The 18345-nt window shown below is 73.5% G+C and carries 17 protein-coding genes and 2 pseudogenes; 12 read left to right on the top strand and 7 right to left on the bottom strand.

The window, feature by feature from the left end:
• The first annotated feature begins 6 nt into the window (after nt 1-6).
• Both ABD343_RS22385 and ABD343_RS22380 read left to right on the top strand, forming a co-directional pair.
• Nucleotides 7-948: a diacylglycerol kinase family protein gene (locus ABD343_RS22385; RefSeq protein ID WP_344530987.1), complete on the top strand. Its 942-nt coding sequence runs from the start codon at nt 7-9 to the stop codon at nt 946-948.
• Between the two features lie 58 nt (nt 949-1006).
• The gene (locus ABD343_RS22380) at nt 1007-1594 is read left to right on the top strand and encodes a TetR/AcrR family transcriptional regulator (RefSeq protein ID WP_344530985.1); all 588 of its coding nucleotides are present in this window, start codon (nt 1007-1009) and stop codon (nt 1592-1594) included.
• A 67-nt stretch (nt 1595-1661) separates the two neighbouring features.
• Here ABD343_RS22380 and ABD343_RS22375 read toward each other — a convergent pair whose 3' ends face one another.
• On the bottom strand, nt 1662-2237 hold the full coding sequence (locus tag ABD343_RS22375; protein WP_425578242.1) for a GbsR/MarR family transcriptional regulator: 576 nt from the start codon (nt 2235-2237) through the stop codon (nt 1662-1664).
• Between the two features lie 93 nt (nt 2238-2330).
• Between ABD343_RS22375 and ABD343_RS22370 the strand changes: the two genes are divergently transcribed.
• Together ABD343_RS22370 and ABD343_RS22365 are read left to right on the top strand one after the other, a co-directional pair.
• Entirely contained in the window at nt 2331-3299 is a 969-nt protein-coding gene (locus ABD343_RS22370; protein WP_344530983.1) for an ABC transporter ATP-binding protein, read from the top strand.
• On the top strand, nt 3296-4975 hold the full coding sequence (locus ABD343_RS22365; protein ID WP_344530981.1) for an ABC transporter permease: 1680 nt from the start codon (nt 3296-3298) through the stop codon (nt 4973-4975). The genes ABD343_RS22370 and ABD343_RS22365 overlap by 4 nt, the downstream gene beginning before the upstream one ends.
• Nucleotides 4976-5072: 97 nt before the next feature.
• Here ABD343_RS22365 and ABD343_RS22360 read toward each other — a convergent pair whose 3' ends face one another.
• Together ABD343_RS22360 and ABD343_RS22355 are read right to left on the bottom strand one after the other, a co-directional pair.
• Nucleotides 5073-7235 (bottom strand): serine/threonine-protein kinase, encoded by a 2163-nt coding sequence (locus ABD343_RS22360; protein WP_344530979.1) that lies wholly within the window; start codon nt 7233-7235, stop codon nt 5073-5075.
• 49 nt (nt 7236-7284) lie between these two features.
• Complete coding sequence (locus ABD343_RS22355; protein ID WP_344530977.1) at nt 7285-9201, bottom strand: protein kinase domain-containing protein; 1917 nt, start codon at nt 9199-9201, stop codon at nt 7285-7287.
• A 174-nt stretch (nt 9202-9375) separates the two neighbouring features.
• On the opposite strand from ABD343_RS22355, the gene ABD343_RS22350 reads away from it, so the two are divergent.
• The 4 genes from ABD343_RS22350 (at nt 9376) to ABD343_RS22335 (ending at nt 12746) form a co-directional block, all read left to right on the top strand.
• The gene (locus ABD343_RS22350) at nt 9376-10185 is read left to right on the top strand and encodes a DJ-1/PfpI family protein (RefSeq protein WP_344530975.1); all 810 of its coding nucleotides are present in this window, start codon (nt 9376-9378) and stop codon (nt 10183-10185) included.
• A 100-nt stretch (nt 10186-10285) separates the two neighbouring features.
• Nucleotides 10286-10912 (top strand): DUF4956 domain-containing protein, encoded by a 627-nt coding sequence (locus tag ABD343_RS22345; protein ID WP_344530973.1) that lies wholly within the window; start codon nt 10286-10288, stop codon nt 10910-10912.
• Nucleotides 10909-11724 carry a VTC domain-containing protein gene (locus ABD343_RS22340; protein WP_344530971.1) on the top strand — a complete coding sequence of 272 codons (816 nt, stop codon included), beginning with the start codon at nt 10909-10911 and terminating at the stop codon, nt 11722-11724. The genes ABD343_RS22345 and ABD343_RS22340 overlap by 4 nt, the downstream gene beginning before the upstream one ends.
• Before the next feature lie 26 nt (nt 11725-11750).
• On the top strand, nt 11751-12746 hold the full coding sequence (locus ABD343_RS22335; protein WP_344530969.1) for an aldo/keto reductase: 996 nt from the start codon (nt 11751-11753) through the stop codon (nt 12744-12746).
• Nucleotides 12747-12761: 15 nt separating this feature from the next.
• On the opposite strand, the pseudogene ABD343_RS22330 reads toward ABD343_RS22335, so the two are convergent.
• Nucleotides 12762-13148, bottom strand: a pseudogene (locus ABD343_RS22330) (ATP-binding protein); the annotation flags it as partial.
• A gap of 228 nt (nt 13149-13376) precedes the next feature.
• Here ABD343_RS22330 and ABD343_RS22325 point away from each other — a divergent pair.
• Both ABD343_RS22325 and ABD343_RS22320 read left to right on the top strand, forming a co-directional pair.
• Entirely contained in the window at nt 13377-14228 is an 852-nt protein-coding gene (locus ABD343_RS22325) for a helix-turn-helix domain-containing protein (RefSeq protein ID WP_344530967.1), read from the top strand.
• A 9-nt stretch (nt 14229-14237) separates the two neighbouring features.
• On the top strand, nt 14238-14429 hold the full coding sequence (locus ABD343_RS22320) for a DUF397 domain-containing protein (protein ID WP_344530965.1): 192 nt from the start codon (nt 14238-14240) through the stop codon (nt 14427-14429).
• Between the two features lie 21 nt (nt 14430-14450).
• Here ABD343_RS22320 and ABD343_RS22315 read toward each other — a convergent pair whose 3' ends face one another.
• Nucleotides 14451-15185: a TetR/AcrR family transcriptional regulator gene (locus ABD343_RS22315; RefSeq protein ID WP_344530963.1), complete on the bottom strand. Its 735-nt coding sequence runs from the start codon at nt 15183-15185 to the stop codon at nt 14451-14453.
• An 83-nt stretch (nt 15186-15268) separates the two neighbouring features.
• On the opposite strand from ABD343_RS22315, the gene ABD343_RS22310 reads away from it, so the two are divergent.
• Entirely contained in the window at nt 15269-16228 is a 960-nt protein-coding gene (locus ABD343_RS22310) for a zinc-dependent alcohol dehydrogenase (RefSeq protein WP_344530961.1), read from the top strand.
• 57 nt (nt 16229-16285) lie between these two features.
• Here ABD343_RS22310 and ABD343_RS22305 read toward each other — a convergent pair.
• Nucleotides 16286-16543: pseudogene (locus tag ABD343_RS22305) on the bottom strand (hypothetical protein); the annotation flags it as partial.
• A 53-nt stretch (nt 16544-16596) separates the two neighbouring features.
• On the bottom strand, nt 16597-17337 hold the full coding sequence (locus ABD343_RS22300; RefSeq protein ID WP_344530959.1) for a GbsR/MarR family transcriptional regulator: 741 nt from the start codon (nt 17335-17337) through the stop codon (nt 16597-16599).
• A gap of 234 nt (nt 17338-17571) precedes the next feature.
• Here ABD343_RS22300 and ABD343_RS22295 point away from each other — a divergent pair, with 234 nt between their 5' ends.
• Complete coding sequence (locus tag ABD343_RS22295; RefSeq protein ID WP_344530957.1) at nt 17572-18243, top strand: DUF4097 family beta strand repeat-containing protein; 672 nt, start codon at nt 17572-17574, stop codon at nt 18241-18243.
• Nucleotides 18244-18345: the final 102 nt, after the last annotated feature.

Here is an 18345-nt window from a genome sequence, read left to right as displayed (position 1 = left end):
ACCGAGGTGTCGGCTCCAGATCCCGCGAGGACACCGCTCCTCGTGGTCGTCGATCCCGTGGCCAGGCTCACCGACGGGGAGTCCGTACGCATCGCGCGCGACGTGCTGTGCGCGGGCGCGCCCGGGGTGAAGGTGTGCCTGCCGGAGGACCCGGAGGAGACCGCGCGGGCCCTCGCGCGGCGCGGCAGCAGGCGCCCCGTGCTGGTCGGCAACGACCGGGCGCTGCTGCGCGCCGTCCAGTTCCTGCACCGCGACCGGGGGCTGCCCGAGGCGGCGCTCGCGGTGGTGCCGGTGGGCGCCGCGCCGACAGTGGCGCTGACCCGGGGCCTGGGCGTGCCCGCCGACGCGGTCTCCGCGGCCCGCGCCGTGCTGGGCGGCGGCGAGCGCCGCCTCGACCTGCTGGTCGACGACGACGGCGGGGTCGTCCTCGGCGGCCTGCACATCCCGGCGTCGCCCGGGGCGGGCCGGCGCGGGGTGCCGCCCGCCCGCGACGCGGGCGCGCACGGGGACGGCCGTTCGCCGTGGCGGCGGGTGTGCCGGTCCTTCGCCCGTACGGTGCTGCCGCAGGGGATGCGCGGCGGCGAGGACCGGCCCGGGGAGCTGCTGACGGAGCCCGCGGAGCGCGAGCAGGTCGCCCAGGCGCTCCGCGTCGAGGCCGACGGCCGGGTGCTGGCCGACCTGGACCTGCCGGTGACGGAGGTCTCCGTCCGTACGGCCGCGGGCCCGGGGCTCGCGGAGGTGACGGTGCGGGCCGGGGCCGGGGCCGGGTCCGGGGCGGGGTCCGGGGCGGGGGCTCCGGACGGGCCCGTGGTGGAGCGGGCGCGGGTGGTCACCGTCTCGGGAACGGCGTTCCGCTACCGCGCGGACGCCCGCGTGGGCGGCCCGGTGCGCACCCGTACGTGGACCGTGGTGCCGGAGGGCTGGCGGCTGGTGCTCCCCGGGGCGTGAAGCGTGAGGCCCGACGGCTGAAGTAGACAGTGTCTACGCTCGCTGGTAGACAGTGGCCATGAACGAGGGGCACGAGGACGAGGGGCTGCGGGAACGGCTCGTACGGGCCGGGGTCGAGCTGGTCGCGCTGGAGGGCGCGCAGGGGCTGTCGCTGCGGGAGATCGCGCGGCGGGCCGGGGTCTCCCACGGGGCGCCGCGCCGCTGGTTCCCGACGCATCTCGCGCTGCTCTCCGCCGTGGCCAGGGAGGGCTTCACCGCGCTCGCGGCCGAGCTGGAGGCCGCCGGAGCCCCCGGCGACGACCCGCGCGCCCGGCTCCTCGCGCTGGGCCGGGCCTATCTGGACTTCGCGCGCGAGCGCCCGGGGATGTACGAGCTGATGTTCCGTCACGACCTGCTGGAGAGCGAGCGGCCGGGACTGCGCCGGACCAGCCTGCCGCTCTTCGACGAGTTGGTGTCCCTGCTGGCCGTGGCACGGCCCGGGCATCCGTCCCCCCGGGTGGCGGCGGGCGCGTTCTGGGCGAACCTGCACGGGATCGCCCAGCTCCGGTCGCGCGGAGCGCTCCAGTTGGCGACCGGAACCGAAGAGGCCGAGCCCCTGTTGCGTGCCGCCCTCGACGCGCATGTGCCCGGCGGTTCGCCCGAGTAGGGGCTGCCCCTTGCCGTTGCGCGGCGGTCTGCGACGAAGCCGCAAGAGGCAGCCCCTGTTCAGTCGTTCAGGGAGAAGGCGCGGGGTTCGTGACCGTGTCGGAGGTGTCGGAGCCCGCTCCGTCCGGTTCCCGGGTCTCGTGCCACCGCTTCAGGACATCCCGCAGCTCGCCCTGGAGGAAGCGGAGGAACTCCGTCGTCTTCAGGAGGCGGCGGCCGCCCGGGGTGTCCTCGCCGAGGGAGGAGACGCCCGCGTCGAGCGTCGCCGTCCAGCGGTTGATGAGCGGCTCGCGGTCCGTCATCGCGGCGAACCAGACGTCCTGGCGCAGCATGTAGATCTCGCGGCGGGAGCCGGGGGAGCGCTGGCGGCTGACCATCCGCACCTGTGAGAGGTACCGCACGGCGCCGGAGACGGCGGCGGGGCTGATCTGGAGGCGCTCGGACAGCTCCGCCGAGGTCAGCGCGCCGTCGTCGGAGGCGAGGAGACAGGCGAAGACGCGGGCGGCCATCCGCTGCATCCCGGCCTCCGTCAGGTCGGCGGCGAAGCGCTCGACGAAGGGGGACATCCTCGCCTCGTACTCCCGCAGGGCCTCGCTGCGGGCCTCGCTCCCGCTGTCGTCCCCGGCGGTCTGTTCTGCTGCCACGTTCTCAGCTTCTCCTCGTGCACTCGCTCGTACGAGGGATCCTAACGGTTCCTTAACTTCACAAGTTTGTGAAACTAGCGTAGCTTCAGAAGCATGACCACGGCAACAACCACCGCGATTTCCGTTTCGGGTCTCGTCAAGACCTTCGGCCGGACTCGTGCGCTCGACGGGCTCGATCTCGACGTCAGGGCCGGAGAGGTGCACGGGTTCCTCGGGCCGAACGGAGCCGGAAAGTCCACGACCCTCCGCGTTCTCCTCGGGCTGCTCCGCGCGGATGCGGGGAAGGCCACCCTGCTCGGCCGCGACCCGTGGGACGACGCGGTGGAGCTGCATCAGCGCCTCGCGTACGTGCCGGGCGACGTCGAGCTGTGGCCGAACCTCACCGGGGGCGAGGCCATCGATCTGCTCGCGCGGCTGCGCGGGGGCATCGACTCCGGGCGCAGGGACGAGCTGATCGAGCGCTTCGACCTCGACCCCACCAAGAAGGGCCGCACCTACTCCAAGGGCAACAGGCAGAAGGTCGCCATCATCGCCGCGCTCGCCTCCGACGCGGAGCTGCTGCTCCTCGACGAGCCGACGGCCGGGCTCGACCCGCTGATGGAGGTCATCTTCCAGGACGTCATCATGCGGGCCAAGAACGAGGGCAGGACCGTCCTGCTCTCCAGCCACATCCTGGCCCAGGTCGAGAAGCTGTGCGACCGCGTGAGCATCATCCGGCTCGGCAAGATCGTGCAGTCCGGGACGCTCAGCGAGATGCGGCATCTCACCCGCACCACCATCGAGGCCGAGACCGACCGCCCCGTCGAGGGCCTCGACGCGCTGCCGGGCGTGCACAACGTCCGTACGGACGCGGGCCGCGTGCACTTCGCCGTCGACGGCGCGCACCTGGACGAGGCCGTGCGCCACCTCAGCGCGCTCGGCATCCGCAGCCTGACCAGCCACCCGCCGACGCTGGAGGAGCTGATGCTCCGGCACTACGGCGACGAGCTGACGGCGAACGGGCACGGCATGGCCGGGATCGACGAGGACACCGCCGTGGACGCGGGAGGGAACGGACGATGAGCGGCACGACCCGCACCACCGCGCCCGACACCGGGCGCCGGGCCGGGCAGGGCCGCGAACGGGAGCCCGCGGGGGGCAACGCCCTCGCCGGGACCGGCGTCCTCTTCCGCTTCGCGCTCCGCCGCGACCGCGTGCGCCTGCCCGTCTGGGTCCTGGCGCTCTTTCTCGGCACTCTCGGCACGGCGAACAACTTCAAGGCGACCTACGCGGACGCCAAGGACCGCGCCAACATCGCGGAGACCCTGGACAGTCCGGCGGGCAGGGCGATGACCGGCCCGAGCCACTATCTGAAAGAGCCGTACGACTTCGGCGCCATGCTCAGCCACCAGATGATCGCCTACACCACGCTGCTGGTCGGTCTGATGAGCGTGCTCATGGTGGTCCGCCACACCCGCGCCGAGGAGGAGACGGGCCGGGCCGAGCTGGTCCGCGCCGGGGTCGTCGGGCGGTACGCCTCGCTCACGGCGGCGCTCGCCGTCGCCGTCACCGCGAACGTCCTCCTCGCGCTGCTCCTCGCCGTGGGGCTGCCCGGCCTGAACCTGGACGGGATCGACTCCCAGGGTGCTCTGGTCTACGCGGCGGTGCACGCCGTCGTCGGATTCGTCTTCGCCGCCGTCGCCGCCATCACCGTGCAGTTCACGGAGCACACGCGGGCGGCCTCCGGCATGGCGCTCGCGGTGCTCGGTGCCGCCTTCGCCCTGCGGGCCGCCGGTGACGTGGGGAACGGGTTCCTCTCCTGGCTCTCGCCCATCGGCTGGGCGCAGCGCGCCTACCCGTTCGTCGACGACCGCTGGTGGCCGGTGCTGCTCGGGCTCGGCTGCGCGCTCGTGCTCGGTGCCGTGGGATACCGCCTCAGCGCCCGTCGCGACGTGGGTGCCGGGCTCCGGCCCGCGCGCCGCGGCGCGCCCCGCGCCAGCGACTTCCTGACCACTCCGCTCGGCTTCGCGCTGCGGCTGCACCGGGGGCTGCTGGCCGGGTTCACGGCCGGCCTGGTGCTCCTGGGCATGATGTACGGCTCGCTGCTCAGCGACGTCGAGCAGATGATCGAGGACATCGACCAGTTCAAGAACGCGGTCGAGAAGCTCGGCGGCTCGGTCACCGACTCCTTCGCCGGGACCGTCATGATCGTGCTCGCGGTCGTCGCGTCCGTCTACGTCGTCATGGCCGCGCTGCGTCCGCGTGCCGAGGAGACGGGGGGCCGCGCCGAACCGCTGCTCGCCACGGGACTGTCGCGCACCCGCTGGATGTTCAGCCACCTGACGATGGCCGTCGTCGGAGGCACGCTCGTCCTGCTGGCCGGGGGCCTCGGCATCGGCGCCTCGGGCGCCGCCTCGGTGGGCGAGGCCGACATGCTGCCCAAGCTGCTCGGCGCCTCCCTCGCCTACGCACCGGCGCTCTGGGTGACGGGCGGTGTCGCTGCGGTGCTCTTCGCCTGGGTGCCGAGGGCCGGGGCGGTGGCCTGGATCGTGCCGATCTACGGATTCGTCACGGGCTATCTGGGTCAGCTCTTCGACTTCCCCGGCTGGATGAAGAACCTCTCGCCCTTCGGGCACGTCCCGCAGCTTCCGGCCGAGGACATGAGCTGGACGCCGATGCTGCTTCTCACCCTGATCGCCGTCGCGCTCTTCGCCGCGGCCGCGGCGGGATTCCGGCGCCGGGACCTGGAGATGAAGTAACCCCGCCCAGCCCCGGACGACCGGCCCGCGCCCCCGCTGAGGGGCCGGTCGTCCGGCTCCCCGGCGGGGAGCGGAGCCGGACGGCCCGGCCCTGAACTCAGCTCAGCCTCGTGTACGTGCGGGTGCTCCCGTCGGGGAACTTCCGTACGAGCGAGGCGCCCTGCATCGTCAGCGTCGAGGAACCGCCCGAGACGCAGGCGCCGTTCGAGCGGTCGCGCTTGACGTCCGGCGGGGCCAGCCGCACGGCGCCGTCCTCGCCGTTCCCGCCGTCCTCACCGGCGCCGCCCGCCGAGAACACGGTCACCTTGGCCTCGCAGTGCTCGGCGCCCTCCGAGACCATCGTCAGGCCCTTGCCGTCCTCCATGGCGTCCTCGGTGACGGTGAGCTTCTGCTGTCCGCCGCCCGGCAGCGGGCGCTGCCACTCCCCCGCCATCTCGCGGGGCAGCCTCTCGGTCCCGTCGACCTTGTGCAGCATCGCCGTACGGCCGCCCGCGCTCCACTTCAGCGCCCCGTCGCCCGCCTCGGTGAGGGTGTGCTCGCCGATGGCCGAGCACTTGTCGGCGGGGATGGACTTCACGACCTTGGTGTCCAGCCGGAGCCCGGCCGAGGAGCTGGGCTTCGCGGCCAGCTTGCCGTCGCTCTCGCAGACGTACTTCGCGCCGAGGCTGAGGCTCGTCGCCACGACCTCGCCGACCTCGCCCTTGGTGATGACGAACCGCCGGTACTGGCCCGTGGGCTCGCCGTCCCGCTCGACCGCGCCGCTCCACGTGCCCAGGTACGGGCGCGGCACATCGGTGTCGTGGGCCTCCTTGCCGCCCGTCTTGCTGCCGATGAGGGGGAGTTCGGACCCGGTCGCCGCGTAGCCGAGGCCGCCGAGGACGACGACGGCGGCGAGCGCGCCGACGGCCACCAGCGCCCGGCGCGAACGGCGCGGGGGCGGCGGGGGCGACGCGTGCGCGTACGAGGGGGCCGGGGTCTGCGGCGGCGTCGTGCCGAGGCCCCCGTGCGGGTCGGGTCCCGGCGCGGGGAAGCGGGGGACCTGCGAGGTGACGGACTCCGAGGCGGGGTCGGGGTCGGGGTCGGGAGCGGGTCCGGGGCCGCCCGTACGGCCCGGGGCCGCGGCGTGCGCCGCCGCGGGCTCGTACGCGTGTCCGGGCGGCGGCGTGGTGCCCGCGCCCGCGGCCCCTGCTCCGGTCCCGGCGGCACCGGATCCGGCACCGGCCCCGGTCACGGCGGCACCCGCACCGGCACCGGTCACGGCGGCCCCTGCCCCGGCGCCCGTGTCCGGCGTACGCGTGGGCGGGAGGCCGCCCGAGCCGGACGGCGGCGTGTCGGTGTCGAGCAACTGGACGGCGTGCCGACCGAGTTCGGCGATCAGCTCGGCGGGCAGCCACGGCGGCGCCGCCGCGCCGAACGAGACCGGCTGCACCCGCGCGACGATCTCCTCGGGCGCGGGCCGCGCCTCCGGCTCCTTCGCGAGGCAGTCCGCGATCAGCTCCCGCAGCGGCTCCTCGACGCCCTCCAGGTCGGGCTCCTCGGACGCGATGCGGAACATCACCGAGTGCACCCCGCCCGCGCCGCCGCCCGCGCCGAACGGCGGGCGTCCCGTCGCGGCGTACGCGAGGACCGCGCCGAGGCAGAACACGTCGCTGGCCGGGGTGATCTGGCCGCTCCTGATCTGCTCCGGCGACATGAAGCTGGGCGAGCCCACGACCATGCCGGTGCTCGTCAGCGTCGACTCGGGCACCTCGTCCAGGGCGCGCGCGATGCCGAAGTCGATGACGCGCGGCCCGTCGATGGTGAGCAGCACGTTGGAGGGCTTCAGGTCGCGGTGGACGAGCCCCGCGCCGTGGATGTCGAGCAGCGCGGAGGCCAGCCCGTACGCGAGGACGCGCAGTGAGTCGGCGGGCAGCGGGCCGTGGCCCCGGCCCTGTCCCGGCCGGCCCGCGGCGATGACGTGGTCGAGGGCGGGCCCGGCGATGTAGCCGGTGGCGACCCAGGGGGTGGCGGCATCGGTGTCGGCGTCGAGCACGGGCGCGGTCCAGCGGTCGCCGACGCGCCGCGCGGCCTCGACCTCCAGCCGGAAGCGGGTGCGGAACAGCTCCTCCTGGGCCAGCTCGTTCTTGATGAGCTTGACCGCGACCGTACGGCCGCCCTCCGACCGTGCGAGGTACACCCGGCCCATGCCGCCCGTGCCGAGTCTGCTCAGCAGCCGGTAGCCGCCGATTTCAGCCGGATCGTCCGGTGCCAGGTCTGCCATCTGCCCGCCCCCTGTTTCTTCTTCGTGTTCCGACTGTCCGTCACCAAGGTCACGACCTGGCAGCCAACGGGCCTCTGTTTGACAGCCGGGCCTGCTGGAGCGAGGTGAGACGGGCGACGTAGAAGAGCGTGAGCACCGTGGCGACGAGCCCCGTGACGTCGCTGATCTCACCGAACGTCAGGCTCGTCGAGGCGGAGCCGGCCTGCTCGGTGTCGTACCAGCTTCCCTTGATCTCGCTCAGCAGGTATGTCAGCAGGTAGGCCAGCCAGCCGATCCACCAGGCCTGCAGGATCCCCCGGGAGGCGGGGTGCTCGCCCTCGGACGCGCGCCAGACGTCGTTGGCGATCCGCTTGGGCAGAACGAGGTTCCCGAACGGGATGAACCAGGCGCCGACGGCGAACCCGGGCGCCTCGCGGAGCGTGCCGGGCGCGAAGACCTCGGCGTTGAGCCGCGTACGGCGGAACCAGCACAGCCAGAGGACGCCGGTCACGACCTCCAGCATCAGCGCGAGCCCCTCGGCCGCGACGGTCGTCAGCCGCATCTCCTCGAAGTCGCCGACGCCCCGGACGGTGGAGCTGAGTTCGCTGCTCAGCGAGCCCTCGACCGCGAAGAGCACGAAGAGGTGGAAGGCCAAGGCGACGCCGTAGCAGCAGAGCAGCACGCGCAGCGCGGTCGCGAGGCCCCGGGGCGACTCCGCGTGCCCGACGAGGAAGCGCGGCGGCGGCGTGCCGTGCGGACCGGGGCCGGACCCCGGGCCCGGACCCGGGCCCGGAACCGGCCCTGGCCCCGGGTGCGGACCCGGCACGGGTCCCGGCCCCGGTCCCTGCCAGTGCGGCGGCGGCGCGGCGCCGAACGCGGGCGGCGCCGCGCCCGTGAGGCCCGGGCCCGGTGCCGGAGAAGGTGCCGGTGCCGGAGAAGGGACCGGCGAGGGCGCCCCCACGGCGGACGGGGCGGGCGGCGCGGACGGGGCGGAGGGCGCCAAGGGCGCGGGCGACGCGGGGGACGGGCCCGGAACCCCCTGGTCCGGCGGGCCGAAGCGCTGCGGGTCCTCGCTGTCCAGCAGCCGTACGGCCCGCTGCCCGAGGTGGGCCAGCAGTTCCGCCGGGAGCCACGCCTCCCCGAGCCCCGTGCCCGGCGTCGCCTCCGTCTCCTCGACGGCGGCCCGGAGGTCCTCGACGCCGGGGCGGCCCTCCGGGGCCTTCGCGAGGCAGGAGGCGATCAGCGACCGCCAGGGCTCGGCGATCCCGTCGAGGTCGGCCTCCTCCTCGGCGATACGGAAGAGGAGCGCGTGCAGCCCGCTGTCCTGGGTGCCGAACGGCAGCCGTCCCGTCGCCGCGTACGCGAGCACTGTGCCCAGGCAGAACACGTCGCTCGCCGGGGTCACCCGCTGGCCGCGCACCTGCTCGGGGGACATGAAGCCGGGCGAACCCACCAGCGCCCCGGTGCGGGTGAGGCCGCCCGCGGACTGCACGGCGGCGTCGAGGGCGCGGGCGATGCCGAAGTCGATGACGCGCGGCCCCTCGATCGTCACGAGGATGTTGGACGGCTTGAGGTCGCGGTGGACGAGCCCGGCGTCGTGGATGGCGCGGAGCGCTCCGGCGAGCCCGAGCGCGAGGGCCCGCAGGGACGTGACCGGCAGCGGCCCGTACTGCTCGGAGACGACCTCGGTCAGCGAGGGCCCCGCGACGTAACCGGTGGCGACCCAGGGGGTGTCGGCCTCGGTGTCCGCGTCGAGCACGGGCGCCGTCCAGCGGTCGCCGACGCGCCGCGCGGCCCGTACCTCCTGCGCGAACCGGCGGCGGAAGTCGGGCTGCCGGGCCAGCTCCGCCTGGACGACCTTCACCGCCGCCGTCCGGCCGCGCTCGGACCGCGCGAGGTAGACGCGGCCCATGCCGCCCTCGCCGAGTCTGCCGAGGAGCCGGTACCCGCCGATCCAGGCGGGATCGTCGGTGGTCAGTCCCTGCATACGTGCTCCCGTCACCCCATGTCCGTGCGCACGAGGATAGGAGGGCGGCCGTGCCGCGTGGGAACTCAGGTGCGGATCCGCCCGACCCCTGAGGTACGTGCCGCGGTGACCGATTCCCGTACGGACGCGGGGAGATGACGCGGCATGACCGGACACGACGGGAGATGCGCGCAGATGAGGACGATGAGCGGAGACGGCGGGCGGCCGGGGAGCCGCCGCCGGACGGTGCTGCGGTCCGCGGTGGCGGGCGGACTGGGCGCGGCGGGACTGACGACGGGCCTCGCGGCGGGGGCCCGCCCCGCGCACGCGGAGGGCGCGCGGAAGGGCGCGGAGCCGCCCCGTACCCGGGTGAGCATCCTGCTCTACGACGGGTTCACCGCGCTCGACGCCGTCGGCCCGTACGAGGTGCTGTGCCGGGTGCCCGGCGTCGAGGTCACGACGGTGGCGCGCGAGCGCGGCCCCGTGCTCACCGACACCGGCGAGATGTCGCTCGTCGCGGCGCGCGCGATGCGCGAGGTACGGCGCACGGAGGTGCTGCTGATACCGGGCGCGGGCAACCGCGGCACGCTCGCGATGATGGAGGACAAGGGCGTCCACGAGTGGATCCGGACGCTCCACCGGCACACCCGGTGGACGACCTCGGTGTGCACCGGCTCGCTGATCCTCGGCGCGGCGGGCCTGCTGCGCGGGCTGCCCGCGACGACGTACTGGGCCTCGCGCCCGTATCTGGAGAAGGCCGGTGCGACGTACACGCCCGGCCGGTTCGTGGAGGCCGGGAAGATCCTCACCGGCGCGGGGGTCTCGGCGGGCATGGACATGGCCCTGCACCTCGCGTCCCGTATCGCCGACCCGCGCACGGCCCAGGCGGTGCAGCTCGGCATCGAGTACGACCCCGACCCGCCGTACGACACGGGCAGTCCGGAGAAGGCGGACGAGGAGCTGGAGAAGCTGGCCCTGAAGCTGATCGACGACGCGGCCCGCTGAGGGGCCCGGGGGCCCGGGGGCCGAGGGGTCCAGGGGTCCGGCGGGACGTTTAACGTCGCGGGGAAGTCGCGTTAACCCGCGCCTCCCTAGCGTGCGGGGCATGGAATCACTGAGCCAGCTCCTCGGCCGACTGGCGCTCGACCTCGGCGCGGTGGCGGTCCTCACGTTCGCCGTGTACTTCCCGAGGCACCGGCGCAGAGACCTGCTCCCGGCGTATCTCGCGCTGAACGTCGCGCTGTTCGCCGTCGTCGCCGCCCTCGCCCGGGTGGGGGAGGGCGGCGGCATGGCGCTCGGCTTCGGCCTCTTCGGCGTGCTGTCCATGATCCGGCTGCGTTCGGAGTCCATCCAGAACGAGGAGGTGGCGTACTACTTCACCACCCTCGTCCTGGGGCTGATAGCGGGCCTGCCGCACCTCCCGTTCGGCATCGCGGCCACGCTCTGCGTGCTGCCGATCGCCGTGATCTACGTGGCCGACCACCCGCGCCTCTTCGCCCGGACGTACCGCACCGTCGTCACGCTCGACGCGGCGGTCAGCGACCCCGAGGCCGTGCGCGCGCACGTACGGGCGCGGCTGGGCGAGCCGCTGGCGTGGTCGGTCGCCGAGGTCGACTTCGTCCGTGACGTCACGGTCGTCGACGTCCGCTACCGGCAGGAGCGGCGGCCGGCCCCCGGCCACCGCGCGCCCGTCCCCCAGGTCCCCGCACGCATGAGGGAGAACGCCGTATGACCGCCGCCCGAGCCGCCCGCGTCGCCCCCGCCGTCCGCGCCATCGCGCGGGCCGCGCTCGCCGCGCACCCCATCGGCCTGGACGCCGTCATGGAACGGGCCCAGCTCCTCGACCGCTACGACCGCTGCTATCTGGTGCCGGCGCACACCTTCCAGGCCGTCGCGGCCCGGCTGACCGACCCGCACCGCGACGAGCCGTTCCGCGCGCTGTCGATCAACGGGCGCCGCTGGTTCCGCTACCACTCGGTCTACTACGACACCCCGGGGCTGCGCGCGTACCACGACCACCGGCAGGGCCGCAGGCGCCGCTGCAAGATCCGTACGCGGCTCTACGCGGACACGGGCGAGCGCCAGTTCGAGATCAAGGTCAAGGGGAACCGGGGCCAGACGGTGAAGTGCCGCAGGCGTTCCGACGAGGAGGGCCTGACGGGCCGCGACCGCGACTTCCTCGCCCGTACGCTCGCCGAGGCGTACGGGGACGACTTCCCGGTCCCCGAGGAGCTGCGCCCCTCGCTGGTCACGGACTACGACCGGGCGACGCTCGTCGCCGAGGGCCAGCGCGTCACCTGCGACGCGGGCCTCGTCTGCCGCGACGGGGACGGCACCGAGCTGGCGGCGGCCCGCGACCTGGTCCTGGTCGAGACGAAGTCGACGGGCCACCTCACCGAGGCCGACCTGCTGCTGCACGAATACGGCTTCCGGGCGGCCGAGTTCACCAAGTACGCCTCCCTCGGCGCGCTGTGCCCCGGCCTCCCCGCCCACCGCTGGCGCCGCTCGCTCCACGAGACTTTCCCGTCGAAACAGTTGGAGTGAGGCCGCGTACCGGGCACCATCGGCGAATGGAGACGACCCATCTGAGGACGAACCACCTGGGGCGCAGCACGGTGGAGGTCACGGAGCTGGGCTTCGGCGGCGGCCCGCTCGGCGGCCTCTTCACCCCGCTCGACGACGGCACGGCCGCCGCGGCGCTCGCGGCGGCCTGGGACGCGGGGATCCGCTACTACGACACGTCACCGCACTACGGGCTCGGCCAGTCCGAGCGCCGTACGGGCGCGGCCCTGCGCCGCCGCGACCCCGCCGCGTACACGGTCTCGACGAAGGTCGGCAGGATCCTCGTCCCCCAGGACCCGGAGGGGCGCGAGGACCCCGAGGGCTTCCGCGTCCCGGCCACCTACCGCCGGGTCTGGGACTTCTCGCGGGACGGCGTCCGCCGCTCCGTCGAGGACTCCCTGACCCGGTCGGGCCTGGACGCGATCGACATCCTCTACCTCCACGACGCGGAGGCGCACTTCGAGGAGGCCCTCCGCGACGGCTACCCCGCGCTGGACGAGCTGCGCGCGGAGGGCATGGTGCGGGCGATCGGCGCCGGGATGTACGACACGGCGATGCTGACCCGCCTCGTACGGGAGGCCGACGTGGACGTCGTCATGCTCTCCGGGCGCCTCACCCTCCTCGACCACTCGGCCCTGGACGACCTCCTCCCGGCCTGCGCCGAGCACAACGTCTCGCTCGTCGCCGCGTCCGTCTTCAACTCCGGCCTCCTCGCCACCCCCGACCCCTCCCCGGACGCCACGTACGACTACGCCCCCGCGACGGCCGAACAGCTCGACAGGGCCCGCGCCCTGGCCCGCGTCTGCGCCGCGCACGACATCCCGCTCCCGGCCGCGGCCCTGGCCTTCCCGCTCCTCCACCCCTCGGTCGCCTCGGTGGTCGTCGGCATGCGCACCCCGGAGGAGGTCGCGGCGAACGTCGCGGCGCACCGCACGGAGATCCCCGCCGCCCTGTGGGCGTCGCTGAAGGAAGAGGGGCTCCTGGACTCCCGCGTGCCGGTCTAGGACGCGCGCCTCAGCGGCGTCGGCCAGCTCGCACCACACGTGCTTGCCGCTGTACGCGAGGCGATGCCAGCCCCATTTGTCGGCGCAGGCGCGTACGAGGACGAGGCCCCGCCCGTCCTCCGCGAGGGCGCTCGCGGGTGCTGGCCCGGGTGGCGTGGGGTCGGTGTCCCACACCCCGATCCGCAGCGTGCCGGTCCCCACGTCCCAGCAGATCCGCAGGGCGGCGGGCCCCTTGGTGTGCCGCACGGCATTCGTGACCAGCTCGGTGCCGAGCAGCTCGGCGACGGGGACGAGGTGGGCGACCTCGTGCGCGATGAGGACCATGCGCAGGGTGTGACGGCAGATCGCCACGGCCCGTGGATCGTTGGGAACGTGCAGCGTGTAGTCCCAGGGTTCGGACATACGGCCACTCCGAGGAGAGTCTCTGTCAGGGGGGCGCGGCGTTCCTCGGGCGGTGGCATGGCCGCTCCGCCATGGCATGACGGAACAGTGCGCTTCCGGGTGCCCCGGTCTCGCAGCGTGTGCGACGCGTCACCGAATGTAGACGATAAATTTGCTACGCCGCAACTTCCGCGCGTAATCTGATGCGCTCAACTGGTCAGCTACTCAGGTGAGTTCGAGGAGATCCGCATGCCTTTGAGGAGCCAGCCCACCGCCCGGCAGATGCGTCTGGGCGCGGAGCTGCGCCGCCTGCGGGACGCCGCCGGGCTCAGCGCACGCGAGGTCGCGGGCCTCCTCGGTTCCAACTCCGCGGTGATGAGCCAGATGGAGGCGGGCAACGGAGGCGTCAGCGCGGAACGCGTCCGCAGGCTGGCGGCGCACTACGCGTGCGACGACACCGACTACATCGACGCGCTGGTCGCCATGGCGACGGACCGCACGAAGGGCTGGTGGGAGGAGTACCGGGGCGTGCTGCCCCCGGAATTCCTCGACGTTTCCGAGCTGGAGCATCACGCGACGTATCGCTCGGATGTGGTGCTCATGCACGTGCCGGGTCTGTTGCAGACGGAGGAGTACGCCCGCGCCATCTTCGGGTACCGGTACCCGCCGCTCCCCGAGAGCGAGTTGCAGCCCCGAGTGGAGCACCGGATGCGGCGGCGGGAGTTCATCGAGGGTGACGCACCACTCCGGTACGACGCGATCACCCATGAGGCGGCACTCCGCATCCGCGTCGGCGATCGTGCTTCTGCCCGGAGGCAGCTCGAATGGATGCTGACCTTGTCGGCGGTGGATCACATCACGGTGCGGGTGATCCCGTTCGCACGCGAGGGATTCGGCGGCGGCGGTTGGTCGATGGGGTACGTGGGCGGCCCGGTACCGAGGCTCGACACGGTGATTCGTGACACGCCCCACGGCACCTACTTCCTGGACGCGGAGGCACAACTCCGCCGCGCGCAGGGGCTGTTCCATAAGATGGAAGAGGCGGCGCTCACCCCGCGTCAGTCACACGACTTCATCCACCAGGTCGCCAAAGAACTGTGAGGTCAGGCCATGAATGCTCCCATCCACTGGCAGAAGTCCTCCTTCTCCGGCGGAGACGACGGAAACGCGTGCGTGGAACTGGCCCGTACGGGCAACACGCTCCACCTCCGCGAGAGCGACGAGCCCGAAAACGTACTGGCCCCGTCGGCGCGGGCTCTGTCCGGGTTGCTGGCACATCTCAAGGGGGAGGAGCGGGGGTGACCCCCGGTGCCGGGGTGCGGCTCATGAGGGGGCGGCCAGGGCGCGGAAGCCGGTCAGCAGGGCGTTGAGGCCGAACTCGAATTCGTCGTCGCTGGTGACGGCCGCGAGAGTGTCGGCGTGTTCGACGAGCAGGGGGAGGGCCCCGGCGTCGCGGGAGCCGTAGAGCAGGCGGCGGTGGCGGCTCTCCTCCGGGTCCGCCGTGTCCAGCCCGAGGTTGAACTGGACCGAGCCCAGGACGAACGTCGCCAGCGATGACGCGGCGGCGGACGCGAGGCGGGGGCTGAGGCCCGCGCCGATGAACAGGCCGAGGGCGTACTGCATCCCGGCGAGGGAGTTGGGGCCGAGCCGTTCGGTCCCGCGCAGGAGCGAGGCCACTCCGGGATGCCGGAGCAGATGCTCGCGGAAGCGGCGCGCGGACCACGCCGCCTTCTCCGCCCAGTCCGCGCCCTCGGGCGGCGCGGCGCTCGCCACGCTGACCGCCCGGTCGACCAGCAGGGTCACCAGCTCCTCGCGGTTGCGCACGTGGCGGTAGAGGGACGCCTGCGTGCAGCCGAGCGCCTCGGCGATGTTGCGCATCGTCAGCGCGCCCGCCCCGCGCGCGTCGAGCAGGGTCATGGCCGCGTCGAGGATGGCGTCGAGGGTCAGCGACCTGCGCCGCCGCGGCCGCGCGGGCTCGTTCTCCCGGGCGAGCCACCATGCCGCCGTGCCCGGCTTCGGATGGTCGGCCCCGGGCTCTGTCGTCTTCGGTTCGCGCACCGGACAAGCGTAGACGTAAGGCGAACACCGCTCGCTTACCTTAAGCTAACCACGTTCGCATAAGGGCAGTGGGAGGGAGCGCCATGCGCGCCGTACGCAACACCGATCAGGGCATCCTCGTCACCGAGGTCGGCGAGGCCGCCGAACCGGAGGCACCCGGAGGAGTGCCGGGAACGCGTCTCGCCGTCGCCTCCGCAGGCATCTGCGGTACGGACGTGAATTTCGCGGCGGGCGGCGTTCAGGGCTACACGTACGGCCACGAGTTCGCGGGCACGGCGGCGGACGGCCGGAGCTACGCCGTCGAGCCCACGGTGCACTGCGGGGCGTGCGCGCAGTGCCGTGCCGGTCACATCCAGCGGTGCGCCGCACCGGAGCACGGGACGCTCGGGATATTCCGCGACGGCGGCATGTGCGAGGCCGTCACGGTCCCCGAGGACATGCTCGTCCCGCTCCCGGCGGGGCTCGACGTGCGCGACGCCTGCCTCGTGGAGCCCGCGGCGGTGGCCTGGCACGGGGTCCGTCGCGCGGCGCTCGCGCCGGGGGAGCGGCTGGCGGTCGTCGGCGGCGGCAGCATCGGGCTGCTGGCCGCGGCGTCGGCCCGGCAGCTCGGCTCCGAGGCCGACATCGAGGTGCGCCACAAGCACCAGCGGGTCGCGGCGGAACGCCTCGGAGCCGGTGAGGTGGAAGCGGAAGGCGGCTACGACGTGGTGATCGACGCCGCCGGCAGCGCGGCCGGACTCGCCCGGTGCGCCGAACTCGCCCGCCCCGGCGGCCGCGTCGTACTGCTGGGCGTGTACCAGGACACGGTCCCCCTCCCGGGCATCCCGGGCCTCGTCAAGGAGCTGACCTACGTCCACGCCATGGCCTACGGACGGCACGACGGCGTCCGCGACTTCGAGGCGGCGGCGGCGCTGCTCGCCGGGGACCCCGGGATCGCGAAGGCGCTGATCACGCACCGCTTCCCCCTCGACGAGGCCGCCGAGGCCTTCCGCGTGGCCGCCGACCGCGCCGCCGGTTCCCTCAAGGTCGTCCTGCACCCCTGAACGGCACTCGCGGGCGCCGGTACCGGTTGACCCGAGTGAGGGGCGCGTTCCGGTGCGTCATGCGGCGGGGCCCGGGGCGGAGGCTCGCTTGGCGATGTCCCGCGCGGAGATGGCCTCTGCCACCTCATCAAGGGCAGTACGGAGGAAGGCCCCGTACGCGTCCTGGGGAAGGTCGGGGGCGTGCTCTTCGGCTGCGGCTGTGTGCTCGGTAGCTGCGCCGAAGGAGCCGAGGCGGCGGTAGTTGTCGGCGAGATCGAGGTGCAGGGACGGATAGAAGCCGGCGATGTGAAGGCCGGCGTGGTGCTCCTGAACGCGACTTGAAGGTCAACACCGGCCAGGTGCGTCGACAACCTCCTGGCCCGCGACATCTAGGCGTCCTCCGAACTCCCGCTCGCCACCGTCGCGTTGGAGTGGAGGATCTCCCGGGCCTGTTCCGCCGCGCGGGCTATGCTCTCGGACACGAAGTCGAGGAACCGGGCGATGTTCTCCAGGCGGACCGCGGCCGGGGTGCCGGGCCGGAGGACGCCGACGCCCTCGCGGGCGATCTCGACGAGCTGGGCGGTGCCCCGGGCGCTCGCGATCATCGACTGGTACCAGACGTCGTCGTCCACCACGTACCGCTCGCGGCGGCGCGCGTCCTGCTCGCGCCGCACGAGCCCCTGGTTCTCCAGATACGCGATGGCCTTGGACACGGACGCCGGGCTGACCTGGAGCCGCTGGACCAGCTCGGACGCGGTGAGGCTGCCCGTGTCGGAGAGGGTGAGGCAGGTCAGCACCCGGGCCATCATCTTGGGCAGGCCCTGGCCCATGAGGACCGTCGTGAACGTCTCCCCGAAGTCGCGCACCGCGTCGGGGTCCCGCCCGTGCTCCTGCGGGGACGCCTCCGGCCCGCGCGGCGCGGGCTGCCTGCGCCGGTGGGCGCGGCGCTCGGTGGCGCGGTGGGCCATGTCGGCCCGGTACCCCGTCGGGCCCCCGTTCCGCATCACCTCCCGCGTGACCGTCGACGTCGGCCGGTCGAGCTGCCGGGCGATCTCCGCGTAGGCGAGGCCGTCGGCCAGGCCCGTCGCGATCCGCTGGCGTTCCTGCTGGGTGAGCCTGCCCCCTGGCATCGCGCGCTCCTCTCGTACGTCCGTCGGGCTCAGCGTAGCTTTCCTCTCTGAACCATTGCAACGTACCGGCCTCTGTTGTTGCGTTAGGTTCGGACCCATTGCAATGATTTCTGCGCTTTGAACTGCGAGAATGCGTCTCCAATGCAACAACGGTGTTGATGAGATCTCGAACGCAACGTAGCTTTTCTCATGTCGGAAACACCGGCGAGCAACCGAGAAGCACAGGAGAGCACGATGCAGAAGTTCGACACCCCCGCCCCCGTCACCGCCGTCCTCGACATCCCCGCCGGCCGCGTCCAGCTCATCGCCGCGGACCGCGCCGACACCGCCGTCGAGGTCCTCCCCCTCAACCCCGCGAAGAGCCGCGACGCCAAGGCCGCCGAGCAGGTCACCGTCGAGTACGGGGACGGTGTGCTGCGGGTCGCGGCGCCCGAGGCGAAGAGCCGGGTCCTCGGCTCCTCCGGCTCCGTCGAGGTGACCGTGCAGCTCCCCGCCGGGTCCCGCGTCGAGGCGCGGACGGCCGCCGCCGAGCTGCGGGGCGTCGGACGGCTCGGCGACGTCGACTTCGAGGGCGCGCAGGGCCCGGTCAAGATCGACGAGGCCGCGCACGTACGGCTCGCCGTGCACGACGGCTCCGTCGAGATCGGCCGCCTCAACGGCCCCGCCGAGATCACCGCCGACCGAGGCGACCTGACCGTCACCGAGGCCGTACGCGGCACCGTCACCCTGCGCACCCACCAGGGCTCGATCTCCGTCGGCGCCGCCCGGGGCGTCTCCGCCTCCCTCGACGCGGGCACCTCCTACGGCCGCGTCAGCAACGCGCTCAAGAACAGCGCCGGCGCCGACGCCGAGCTGGCCTTCCACGCGACCACCGACCAGGGCGACATCACCGCCCGCAGCCTCTGAGGAGCACCTGCCATGACGAACCCGGCCATCCTGGCGAAGGGCCTGCGCAAGTCGTACGGCGAGAAGGCCGTGCTGGACGGTATCGATCTGGAGGTGCCCGAG

Source organism: Streptomyces albiaxialis, from assembly GCF_039530985.1.
Taxonomy (GTDB): Bacteria; Actinomycetota; Actinomycetes; order Streptomycetales; family Streptomycetaceae; genus Streptomyces; species Streptomyces albiaxialis.
The sequence above is the reverse complement of the archived record's forward strand: the minus strand, read 5'-3'. Positions and strand labels throughout refer to the sequence as shown.